8 protein-coding genes and 1 other RNA gene are annotated in these 10,923 nt (G+C 60.9%); 4 read left to right on the forward strand and 5 right to left on the reverse strand.

Features of this window, described 5'->3' with window-relative positions; all coding sequences use genetic code 11:
- Nucleotides 1–203: 203 nt before the first annotated feature.
- From J2X19_RS03880 to gyrA, 5 genes are all read right to left on the reverse strand, one after another.
- The gene (locus J2X19_RS03880) at nt 204–2,204 is read right to left on the reverse strand and encodes a bifunctional 3-phosphoshikimate 1-carboxyvinyltransferase/cytidylate kinase (RefSeq protein WP_310370812.1); all 2,001 of its coding nucleotides are present in this window, start codon (nt 2,202–2,204) and stop codon (nt 204–206) included.
- On the reverse strand, nt 2,204–3,082 hold the full coding sequence (locus J2X19_RS03885) for a prephenate dehydrogenase (RefSeq protein WP_092761515.1): 879 nt from the start codon (nt 3,080–3,082) through the stop codon (nt 2,204–2,206). The genes J2X19_RS03880 and J2X19_RS03885 overlap by 1 nt, the downstream gene beginning before the upstream one ends.
- A 21-nt stretch (nt 3,083–3,103) precedes the next feature.
- Nucleotides 3,104–4,210: a prephenate dehydratase gene (gene pheA, locus J2X19_RS03890; RefSeq protein ID WP_310370815.1), complete on the reverse strand. Its 1,107-nt coding sequence runs from the start codon at nt 4,208–4,210 to the stop codon at nt 3,104–3,106.
- A 3-nt stretch (nt 4,211–4,213) separates the two neighbouring features.
- Nucleotides 4,214–5,320, reverse strand: coding sequence for a 3-phosphoserine/phosphohydroxythreonine transaminase (gene serC, locus J2X19_RS03895; protein WP_310370817.1), 1,107 nt, complete (start codon nt 5,318–5,320; stop codon nt 4,214–4,216).
- Between the two features lie 78 nt (nt 5,321–5,398).
- Nucleotides 5,399–8,071 (reverse strand): DNA gyrase subunit A, encoded by a 2,673-nt coding sequence (gyrA, locus tag J2X19_RS03900; protein ID WP_310370819.1) that lies wholly within the window; start codon nt 8,069–8,071, stop codon nt 5,399–5,401.
- A gap of 225 nt (nt 8,072–8,296) precedes the next feature.
- Here gyrA and ompA point away from each other — a divergent pair, with 225 nt between their 5' ends.
- The 4 genes from ompA (at nt 8,297) to ssrA (ending at nt 10,914) form a co-directional block, all read left to right on the forward strand.
- Nucleotides 8,297–8,944 (forward strand): outer membrane protein OmpA, encoded by a 648-nt coding sequence (gene ompA / locus J2X19_RS03905; RefSeq protein ID WP_116604693.1) that lies wholly within the window; start codon nt 8,297–8,299, stop codon nt 8,942–8,944.
- 163 nt (nt 8,945–9,107) lie between these two features.
- Complete coding sequence (gene ubiG / locus J2X19_RS03910) at nt 9,108–9,815, forward strand: bifunctional 2-polyprenyl-6-hydroxyphenol methylase/3-demethylubiquinol 3-O-methyltransferase UbiG (RefSeq protein WP_116604692.1); 708 nt, start codon at nt 9,108–9,110, stop codon at nt 9,813–9,815.
- Nucleotides 9,812–10,519 (forward strand): HAD-IA family hydrolase, encoded by a 708-nt coding sequence (locus tag J2X19_RS03915; RefSeq protein ID WP_310370823.1) that lies wholly within the window; start codon nt 9,812–9,814, stop codon nt 10,517–10,519. The genes ubiG and J2X19_RS03915 overlap by 4 nt, the downstream gene beginning before the upstream one ends.
- A 6-nt stretch (nt 10,520–10,525) precedes the next feature.
- Nucleotides 10,526–10,914, forward strand: a transfer-messenger RNA (tmRNA) gene (ssrA, locus tag J2X19_RS03920).
- The last annotated feature ends 9 nt before the right edge of the window (nt 10,915–10,923 follow it).

The raw sequence follows: 10,923 nt of genomic DNA on the forward strand, positions 1-10,923 counted from the left end.
TTTCCTAGTCCACGGAGCAGGGGTATACGGGTGCGGGATTGCACCTGCGTGGGGTCTGCCGTGGCGGTGTGGCGGTCGTGTGACCACCGGGGTTACAGGGTTAAAAACCACGCTGCTGGAGCAGCAGGGTGGGCCTTTGTTCAGCTATTTCAGGAAGCACAATTTTTGTAACCTAGAGGGGCAAAGCACCTCTAGTTAAAAAATTACTTCATCCCGAATGGCTGCTTGCTCTGCCACCAGCCCAACACTTGATCGACCGATGTTTCTATCGTCATATCCGAGTTGTCCAGCAGCAGCGCGTCTTGCGCCGGCTTCAGAGGTGCGGTGCTACGGGATGAGTCCCGGGCATCACGCGCTTCCAAGTCGGCACGAAGGTCTTCGAGTGTAGTCGAAATTCCCTTTGAAATCAATTGCTTATACCGGCGCTCTGCGCGCCGGGCGGCGGTGGCGGTCAGATACACCTTCAAGGGGGCGTCCGGGAAGATCACCGTACCCATGTCGCGGCCGTCGGCGACCAGGCCGGGCAGGCGCTGGAAGCTGTGCTGCAGGTCGACCAAAGCCAGGCGTACCGAGGGCAGGGCGGAGACTTTGGAGGCGTTCATGCCGGCCTCTTCGGTGCGGATGGCCTCGGATACATCGGAGTCGCCGAGCCAGACCTTGCCAGCGTCGAAGCGCACCGGCAGGGTCTTGGCCAGGGTCGCAATCGCCGCTTCGTCGGCCGCGGTGATGCTCAAACCCGCGCGCAGGGCGGCCAGCGCTGTGATCCGGTACATCGCGCCCGAATCCAAGAAGTGGTAGCCGAGTTTGGCCGCCAGGGCCGCCGCCACCGTGCCCTTGCCCGAGGCGGTCGGGCCGTCGATGCAGATCACGGGGATGTGGCAGTCGGCGGTGCGGGCCAGGGCGAGCAGCGCTTCAAAATAGTCGGGGAAGGTCTTGGCCACGCATTTCGGGTCTTCGATGCGTACCGGCAAGCGTGCCGGGTTGAAGGCGGCCAGCGAGAAGCACATGGCCACCCGGTGGTCGTCATAAGTATGGATGCTGGCGGCTTTCCAGTCAGCCACCACGGCGGGCGGCGTGACGCGGATGTAGTCCGCGCCTTCTTCGACGGTGGCGCCAAGCTTGCGCAGTTCGGTGGCCATGGCGGCGATGCGGTCGGTTTCCTTGACCCGCCAGCTGGCGATATTGCGCAGCGTGGTCGTGCCGTCGGCATACAGCGCCATCACCGCCAGGGTCATGGCGGCGTCGGGAATGTGGTTGCAGTCCAGGTCGATGGCTTTCAGCGGCCAGCTGCCCCGGCTGATTTCCAGCCAGTTCGGGCCGCTGACGATGCGCGCGCCCATGTGCTCTGCCGCTTCGACAAAGCGGATATCGCCCTGGATCGATGCCGCACCGACCCCTTCGATACGAATTTGGCCTCCAGTGCTTGTAGCAAGTGCGCCAAGCGCTATGAAATAGCTAGCAGATGAGGCGTCCGCTTCCACATGGATGTCGCCCGGTGACTGGTAGCGGCTGCCAGCCGGAATCGTGAAACTGGCCCAGCCATTGCGCTGCACCGTGATGCCGAAGCGTGCCAGCAGATTCAGCGTGATCTCGATATACGGCTTGGAAATCAGCTCGCCGACGACCTCAATCGTCACATCTTGTTGGGCTACCAGCGGCAGCGCCATCAGCAGCGCCGTCAGGAACTGGCTGGACACATCGCCGCGCACGCGGATCGGTGCATCCAGCTTCAGCTGGGGCTGGCCAATGCGCAAGGGGGGGTAGCCGTCCTGCCCGGTGTAGGCTATCTGGCAGCCCAGTTGGCGCAGCGCATCGACCAGGTCACCAATCGGCCGTTCGTGCATGCGCGGCACGCCGTGCAGGCTGAAGTCGCCGCCCAGCACGGCCAGTGCCGCGGTCAGCGGGCGGATCGCAGTGCCGGCATTGCCCATGAACAGATCGGCCTGGCTGTTGCGCAGCTGCCCGGCCAGTCCGTCAATTTCCAGAACCTTGCCGTCACGGCGGATGCCGCAACCCAACTGGGCCAGTGCGTCCAGCATGACGCGGGTGTCGTCGGAATCCAGCAGATCGTGGACCCGGGTGGTGCCACCGCTCAGGGCGGCCAGCAGCAGTACGCGGTTGGAAATGCTTTTTGAGCCCGGCAGCACCACGGTGCCCTGGGCGCTTTCCAGCGGGGGGAGGTCTAGGAAGGGGGTGGCGTACATCAGGTCTTGGGTTTCAGGGAGGCCATGCTCCAGTCGGCGCGGCTGTCGCTGGCATGTTCCAGCATGCCGGTCAACCCGTCTATGTTGTTGCTGGTGATCATGGCTTCCATGGCCTGCAGCGTGCGCTGGAAGATCTGCGACTGGGCCAGCAGCTCTTCCTTGTTGGCCAGCAGAATGTCGCGCCACATATGCGGGTCGGACGCAGCGATGCGGGTGAAGTCACGGAAGCCGGGGCCGGCCAGGGCCAGGTATTCCTGGCCTTGCGGCTGGCTGACCAGGCCGTGCATCATGGCGAAAGCGATCAAATGCGGCAGATGGCTGACGGCGGCAAAAGTCGCGTCGTGCGACTCGGGCGACATCTGCAGCACATTGCAGCCCAGCGCTGTCCATACGTCCACCGCCTGGCTCAGCTGCTTGGTCAGCGTGCGTTCTATGGGGGTCAGGATGACGTTTTTGCCGCTGTAGAGCAGAGCGTCGGCAAATTCCACGCCCGAGACTTCCTTGCCGGTGATAGGGTGCGCGGGGACGAAGGAGCCGACCTGCTCGCGCAGCGCGCGGCGGGCCGCGTCGACCACGTCGCGCTTGGTCGAGCCCACGTCCATCACCAGGGTGGTGGGGCTGATCAGATGCTTGATGGATTTGAAGGTGGCTTCGGTCGCGGCCACCGGCACGGCCAGCAGCACGATGTCCGCGCCCGATACGGCCAGCAGGGCCGACGGGGCTTCGATGTCGATCACGCCCATTTGCCGGGCCCGGCTGGTGGTGGAGGGGGATTTGCTGTAGCCGACCACTTGCTTGACCAGGCCGGCTTTTTTCAGCGCCAGCGCAAACGAGCCGCCCATCAGGCCGCAACCGATCAGTCCCAATTGTTCAAACATGTTGCGTCTTGCTCCAGAACATCAAGGGCCGACCGGGTAGGTGCCGAGTACCTTGTAGAAGGCGCACAAGGCCCGCAGCTCCTGCAGCGCTTTGGCCACATGGGGCTGCGAAGGGTGGCCGTCGAGGTCGATGTAGAAGTAGTAGTCCCACTGGCCGGTACGGGCCGGGCGCGACTCGAAACGCGTCATCGACACGCCATTGGTCTTCAGCGGCACCAGCAGATCGTGCATGGCGCCGGGTTTGTTGGGTACCGATACCACCAGGCTGGTGCAGTCCTTGCCCGAAGCCGGCGGCGTGGCCAGGGTCTGCGGCAGGCAGATGACGGCGAAACGGGTGCGGTTGTAGGCGTCGTCCTGCACCGCATGGGCCACTACGTGCAGGCCGAACTGGGCGGCTGCGCGTTCGCTGGCCAGGGCCGCCCAGGATGGGTTGGCGGCGGCCAGGCGTGCGCCTTCGGCGTTGCTGGAGACGGCGCGGCGCTCCACATGCGGCAGATGCTGGGTCAGCCAGCCCTGGCACTGGGCCAGCGCCTGGGGATGGGCCATGACGACTTCGATGTCGTCGCGCGAATTGGTTTGGCGCAGCAGGTTGTGCCGCACCAGCAGGCTGACTTCGCCGACGACGTGCACTGGGGAGTGCAGGAACAGATCGAGCGAACGGGCGACCATGCCTTCGGTGGAATTTTCAATTGCCACCACGCCGTATTGGGTTGTGCCCGCGGCCGTGGCGTGGAAGACTTCGTCAAAGTTGGCGCAGTACAGCAACTCGGCCGCGCTACCGAAGAACTCGATGGCGGCCTGTTCGGTGAACGTACCTTCGGGGCCGAGCACGGCCACGCGCTGCGGTGCTTCGAGAGCCAGGCAGGCCGACATGATTTCGCGCCAGACGGCGGCTACATGGGTGTTCTTCAGCGGGCCGGTATTGGCCTGCTGGATTTTCTCGATCACCTGGGCCACGCGGTCGGGCCGGAAGAAGGGCGAGCCTTCGCGGCGCTTGATTTCACCCACCTGTTCGGCCACTTTGGCGCGGCGGTTCAGCAGGCTCAGCAGGTCTTGGTCGATCTGGTCGATCTTGACGCGCAAATCGGCCAGATCAGGGGTGGCGGCGGGCGGTGTTACAGCAGTCATGGGTCAGGCTTGGCTCTTTTCGAATGCGTGCATGTAGTCCACCAGCGCCTGCACGCCGGCCAGCGGCATGGCGTTGTAGATGCTGGCCCGCATGCCGCCAACCGACTTGTGGCCTTTGAGCTGAAGCAAGCCGCGTGCCTTGGCACCCTCCAGGAAAGCGTCGTTGCGGCTTTCGTCGCGCAGGAAGAAGGGCACGTTCATGCGCGAACGGCAATCGGCGTCCACCTTGTTGAAATACAGCTGCGACTGGTCGATGGCGCTGTACAGCAGCTCGGCCTTGGCGATATTGCGTTGCTCCATGGCGGCAATGCCGTGCAAATCACCTTCGGTCTGGTGCTTGAGCCACTGGAAGGTCAGTCCGGCGATGTAGATTGCGAAGGTGGGCGGGGTGTTGTACATCGACTGGTTGTCGGCCACGGTCTCGTAGTTGAAGGCGCTGGGGCAGATGTCCAGCGCGTGGCCGAGCAGGTCTTCGCGCACCACCACCACCGTCAGGCCCGCAGGGCCGAGGTTCTTTTGGGCTCCGCCAAAGGCCAGGCCAATCTTCGACCAGTCAACCGGACGCGAGGCGACGTGGGACGAGAAGTCGACCACCAGCGGGGCTTTCGAGCCCAGTGCCTGCAGGTCGGGCAGGGTCTGGAATTCGATGCCGTCTATGGTTTCGTTGCTGCAGATGTGGACGTAGTTGGCGTCAGAGCTCAAGTCCCAGCTGGCCGGGTCGGGCAGGCGGGTGTAGCCGCTGGCTTCGGTGCTGGCGGCGATGTGCACCTGGGCGTATTTGCGCGCCTCTTTCTGCGACTTCTGGCTCCAGCTGCCGGTGACCACGCAGTCGATCTTGCCGCCGCGCGACAAGTTCAGCGGCACGATGGCGTTTTCGCCCAGGCCACCGCCTTGCATGAACAAAATCTTGAACTCGGGCGGTACCGCCATCAGGGCCCGGAAGTCGGCTTTGGTTTGGGCGTAGATCGATAAAAACTCTTTGCCCCGGTGGCTCATCTCCATCACACCCATGCCGCTGCCATGCCAGTCCAGCATTTCGGCGGCAGCCTGGGTCAGCACTTCTTCAGGAATGGCGGCGGGGCCTGCGGAGAAATTGAACGGTCGGGTCATGCAAATTCTTAGGTTAAATAGGTCGCTCGCACTTATTCAATAAGCGCGAGGTGCTATGAATTATGTAGTGATGACGGGTTACGCTTCAGGGGTACCACTGGTGCTGTCATCGCCACCGCCGGCTGCGTCGTCCTCGCCTGCTGCACTGGCGTCGGCAGCGGCTGCGATGGCGTCGTTTTCCACAATGCGCTGCAGTCCGCTGAGCTTGGAGCCTTCGTCCAGGCCGATTAAGGTGACGCCCTGGGTAGCGCGGCCGAGTTCGCGGATTTCGCTGACACGGGTGCGCACCAGCACGCCCTTGTCGGTGATCAGCATGATCTCGTCGTCGGCATGCACCAGGGTGGCGGCCACTACGCGGCCATTGCGTTCGCTTTGCTGGATGGCGATCATGCCCTTGGTGCCGCGGCCATGGCGGGTGTATTCGGTGATGCTGGTGCGCTTGCCGTAGCCGTTCAGGGTGGCGGTAAGCACGCTCTGTTGCTCGTCTTCGGCAACCAGCATGGCGATTACGCCCTGGCCTTCTTCCAGCATCATGCCGCGCACGCCGCGGGCGTTGCGTCCCATGGGGCGCACATCGTTTTCGTCGAAGCGCACGGCCTTGCCGCCGTCGCTGAACAGCATCACGTCGTGCTTGCCGTCGGTCAGGGCGGCGCCGATCAGGAAGTCGCCCGGGTCCAGGTCCACGGCGATGATGCCAGCCTTGCGCGGGTTGCTGAAGTCTGTCAGCGGGGTCTTCTTGACCGTGCCCATGCTGGTGGCCATAAACACATACTGGTCGGCCGGGAAGCTGCGTTTCTCACCGGTCAGGGCCAGCACCACGTTGATCTTCTCGCCTTCCTGCAGCGGGAACATGTTGACAATGGGGCGGCCCCGCGAGCCGCGCGAGCCCTGCGGCACTTCCCAGACCTTGAGCCAGTACAGGCGGCCGCGGTTGGAGAAGCACAGGATGTAGTCGTGCGTGTTGGCGATGAACAGCTGGTCGACCCAGTCGTCTTCTTTGGTGGCCGTGGCTTGTTTGCCGCGGCCACCACGCTTCTGCGCCCGGTACTCGCTCAAAGGTTGGCTCTTGATATAGCCACTGTGCGACAGAGTCACGACCATATCGGTCGGGGTGATCAGGTCTTCGGTGCTGAGGTCGAACGAGCTGTATTCCACCAGGCTGCGGCGGGCGCCCAGCTTGGACTGGCCGAATTCCAGCTTGATGGCGGTCAGTTCTTCGCCAATGATGGTGGATACGCGTTCGGGCTTGGCCAGGATGTCGAGGAAGTCTTCGATCTCGGCCATCACCTCTTTGTATTCGGCAACGATCTTGTCCTGTTCCAGGCCGGTCAGGCGCTGCAGGCGCATCTGCAAAATTTCTTGTGCTTGCACTTCGGACAGGCGGTACAGACCGTCCTTGCCCATGCCGAGTTCTTTTTCCAGGCCGTCAGGGCGGTAGTCGTCCACATTGACCATGCCGCCGTCGGCACGGGTGCGGGTCAGCATTTCGCGCACCAGTTTGCTGTCCCAGGGGCGGGCCATCAGCTCAATCTTGGCGACCGGTGGCGTGGGCGCATTCCGGATGATGGCAATGAAGTCGTCGATATTCGCCAGCGCGACCGCCAGCCCTTCCAGCACATGGCCGCGTTCGCGGGCTTTGCGCAGGTTGAAGATGGTACGGCGGGTGACGACTTCGCGGCGGTGTTCCAGGAAGACTTCGATCAAGTCCTTCAGGTTACACAGCTTGGGTTGGCCGTTGACCAGGGCCACCATGTTCATGCCGAAGGTGTCTTGCAGCTGGGTCTGTTTGTAAAGATTGTTCAGCACCACCTCGGGTACTTCGCCGCGCTTGAGTTCGATCACCAGGCGCATGCCGGACTTGTCGGACTCGTCCTGGATGTGGCTGATGCCTTCGATCTTCTTCTCGTGCACCAACTCGGCCATGCGTTCTTGCAAGGTCTTCTTGTTGCATTGGTAGGGCAGCTCGTCGACGATGATGGCCTGGCGTTGGCCCTTGTCGATGTCTTCAAAGTGGACCTTGGCGCGCATCACCACGCGGCCGCGGCCGGTGCGGTAGCCATCTTTCACGCCGTTGATGCCGTAGATGATGCCGGCCGTGGGGAAGTCGGGCGCGGGGATGATCTCCATCAGCTCGTCCACCGTGGCTTGCGGGTTGCGTAGCAGGTGCAGGCAGCCGTCCACCACTTCATTCAGGTTGTGCGGCGGGATGTTGGTCGCCATACCCACCGCAATGCCGGAGGATCCATTGACTAGTAAGTTAGGGAAGCGGGCCGGCATGACCAGCGGCTCTTGCTCGCTGCCATCGTAGTTGGGGCCGAAGTCGACGGTTTCCTTGTCCAGATCGGCCAGCAGCTCGTGGGCAATCTTGGACATGCGGATTTCGGTGTAGCGCATGGCTGCGGCGTTGTCGCCGTCGACCGAGCCGAAATTACCCTGGCCATCTACCAGCATGTGGCGCAGCGAGAAATCCTGCGCCATGCGAACGATGGTTTCATATACCGCGCTGTCGCCGTGGGGGTGGTACTTACCAATCACGTCACCCACAATACGGGCCGACTTCTTATATGCACGGTTCCAGTCGTTGTTGAGTTCGTGCATGGCGAACAGCACACGGCGGTGCACGGGCTTGAGGCCGTCGCGCGCATCGGGCAGGGCGCGGCCCACAATCACACTCATCGCGTAGTCGAGGTAACTCCGGCGCATTTCCTCTTCAAGACTGATGGGCAGGGTTTCTTTGGCGAACTGGGTCATGAGAGGCAAACGTTGTGCAGCGGAGGTCCATCATTTTAGAGGCAAGTGACTGTCGCTACGCAGCAACACATGCCCTATATGGATGTGCATACATTTAGGTATGCCTGTCGTCCTACTCGTTTCCCCTTAGCCCTGTGGCACAATTGTTTGAACGTTTGCAGTGATGGTCACTGTAAGCGTCCCGTTTCGCAGCGCTGCTGCGGCTTTTTCCCCAAGAGGAGAACCATGAAGAAATTGAACAAAGTGGCAATGATGTTTGCCTCCGCAGCGCTTGTAACCGCCGCGGGCGCACAAACCGTTGATAACTGGAAGAACGGCACCAACGAGTTGGTCTGGAAGAACGGTACCAACGAACTGTGCTGGCGTGATGCTTACTGGACGCCCGCAACGGCTGCTCCTGGCTGCGACGGCGCTATTGTTCCAGTTGCTGCTCCAGCTCCGGTTGCTGCTCCCGCACCAGCACCAGCACCTGTCGCTGCTGCTCCTGCCCCTGCTGTCGTGGCTCCTGCCATGGTTGCAGAAAAGGTAACCTACGCAGCTGACGCGTTCTTTGACTTCAACAAGTCGGTTCTGAAGCCAGAAGGCAAAGCCAAGCTGGACGACCTGGTTGCCAAGGTCAAGGGCATCAACCTGGAAGTGATCATTGCCGTGGGTCATACCGACTCCGTGGGCAGCGATGCATACAACCAGAAGCTGTCGGTTCGCCGTTCTGAGTCCGTCAAGGCTTATCTGGTGTCCAGCGGCATCGAAAAGAACCGCGTTTACACCGAAGGCAAGGGCGAGAAGCAACCTGTTGCTGACAACAAGACTGCTGAAGGCCGCGCTAAGAACCGCCGCGTTGAAATCGAAGTTGTTGGCACGCGCAACAAGTAATCAAAAGGTCTAACACCGAGCTAGCTTGGTGTGATGGTCTCGAACAGGCTCCAGAGCCTGTTCGCCGAAGCCCTCTGAACTCACGTTCCGAGGGCTTTTTTTTACGTGTTGCGGTGCGTGGGGCTGGAGTGATTGACGCTGTGTAATCTGAGAAAATGGAGCAATGAACCCTAGTCTGAATGCCGACCCGGCCGAGCTGGCCAAATTCTCTGACCTAGCCCACCGTTGGTGGGATGCCGATAGCGAGTTTCGGCCTCTGCACCAAATCAATCCGCTGCGCCTGGGCTGGATTAACAGTATTGCATCCGTCAATGGGCAACGTGTGCTGGATGTGGGTTGCGGCGGCGGCATCCTGGCGGACTCCATGGCCCGTTGCGGTGCAGATGTATTGGGGATCGACTTATCTACGAAAGCATTGAGAGTGGCGCAACTCCACGCCCTGGAGGCCCAAACGCCGACATTGAAGTATCGGGAAGTCAGTGCAGAGGAGATAGCGAGTGAGCAACCGGGCAGCTTTGATATCGTTACCTGTATGGAGATGCTGGAGCACGTACCGGACCCTGCTTCTGTGGTTCGTGCATGTGCCGCTCTGGTAAAGCCGGGCGGCTGGGTGTTCTTCTCAACTATCCATAGAAGTGCGAAAGCATTCTTGTTGGCTGTTGTAGGGGCAGAGTATGTTCTCAACATGCTGCCACGCGGTACCCACGCGTACGAGAAAATGATTCGCCCTAGCGAGCTGGCGGCACATTGCCGGAGTGCGGGGTTGACGTTGCAGCACACCCGTGGACTTGAGTTCAATCCTTTGACTCAGCGCTATTGGTTGAGTTCGGATACCAGTGTGAACTACATGATTGCCACGCAAAAGCTATGACATCGAACGTACATCCCGTTTTTCACAACGTACAAGCGGTATTGTTCGATTTGGACGGAACCTTGGTAGATAGCGCGCCCGATCTTGCGGGGGCAGTCGACAAAATGCGGACGGACCGAGGCTTGTCTTCATATGCGGCTGAGCGCTACCGTCCGATGGTGGGTGCAGGAGCGCGTGGCATGCTGGGTATTGCTTTTGGCATGCAGCCCGATCATCCCGACTTTGCTGCGATGCGAGAGGAGTTTTTTGTCAATTATGAAAGGCGGCTTACCCAAGAAACGTATGCGTTTGAAGGGGTTCCAGAACTATTGGCTCAGTTGGTGGCCCGATCGTTGTCTTGGGGGGTGGTAACCAATAAGTCTGAGCGTTTTGCCATTCCCTTAACGCAATCGATGCCACTGTTCGGTACGGCTGGTGCTGTGGTCGGGGGGGACACCACGCCGCATGCTAAGCCCCACCCTGAACCCTTGTTGGAGGCCGCTAGGCGGCTGGGGCTGACTCCAGAGCGTTGCGTATATGTGGGTGACGACGAGCGAGATATTGTGGCTGGTCGGGCTGCGGGTATGGCTACAGTTGCTGCTGCGTATGGGTATTTGGGACACAACACGGATGTTGCGCGGTGGGGGGCGCACGCGGCAATCCATTCGCCATTGGACTTATTAAAGTGCTTGCCCAACGGCCAAGCACTTAATGGCTTAAAATGATTGCTTGGGGCTGCACTGGTTTCGACGTGGGTTCGGACGCGCAGCAGGGCATGTCGAGGTTCTGTCACCTCGTAAAACAGCAGAAAAAACCTAACTGCAAACGACGAACGTTTCGCACTCGCCGCTTAATTGCGCGTGAGCCTCGCAACAGCAAGCCAATAGGCTGGGCAAGGGTGGTGGAGCCGCAAGGTTTTGCCGTCCAGGCTGCGGGGTAACTTCATTTGGCTGGGCGCTCACTGGGTAACTTAGTGGGCTCCGAGAAAATAGGTTACTGGCGTTTTGCATAGCGTGCCACTGCGCGATGTAAAAGGCGAGACTTAAACCAGACGGCTACACATGTAGAACTGTTCGAAGAAGGCTTGCGGACGGGGGTTCAAATCCCCCCAGCTCCACCACAAAACCAT

Source organism: Rhodoferax ferrireducens, from assembly GCF_031458075.1.
In the GTDB taxonomy this organism is placed as follows: Bacteria; Pseudomonadota; Gammaproteobacteria; order Burkholderiales; family Burkholderiaceae_C; genus Rhodoferax_B; species Rhodoferax_B ferrireducens_A.

Excerpts from the sequence above, each read along its gene's own strand:
- J2X19_RS03880 (WP_310370812.1), bottom strand. The coding sequence starts at position 2,204 with ATGTACGCCACCCCCTTCCTAGACCTCCCCCCGCTGGAAAGCGCCCAG.
- J2X19_RS03885 (WP_092761515.1), bottom strand. The coding sequence starts at position 3,082 with ATGTTTGAACAATTGGGACTGATCGGTTGCGGCCTGATGGGCGGCTCG.
- pheA (WP_310370815.1), bottom strand. The coding sequence starts at position 4,210 with ATGACTGCTGTAACACCGCCCGCCGCCACCCCTGATCTGGCCGATTTG.
- serC (WP_310370817.1), bottom strand. The coding sequence starts at position 5,320 with ATGACCCGACCGTTCAATTTCTCCGCAGGCCCCGCCGCCATTCCTGAA.
- gyrA (WP_310370819.1), bottom strand. The coding sequence starts at position 8,071 with ATGACCCAGTTCGCCAAAGAAACCCTGCCCATCAGTCTTGAAGAGGAA.
- ompA (WP_116604693.1), top strand. The coding sequence starts at position 8,297 with ATGAAGAAATTGAACAAAGTGGCAATGATGTTTGCCTCCGCAGCGCTT.
- ubiG (WP_116604692.1), top strand. The coding sequence starts at position 9,108 with ATGAACCCTAGTCTGAATGCCGACCCGGCCGAGCTGGCCAAATTCTCT.
- J2X19_RS03915 (WP_310370823.1), top strand. The coding sequence starts at position 9,812 with ATGACATCGAACGTACATCCCGTTTTTCACAACGTACAAGCGGTATTG.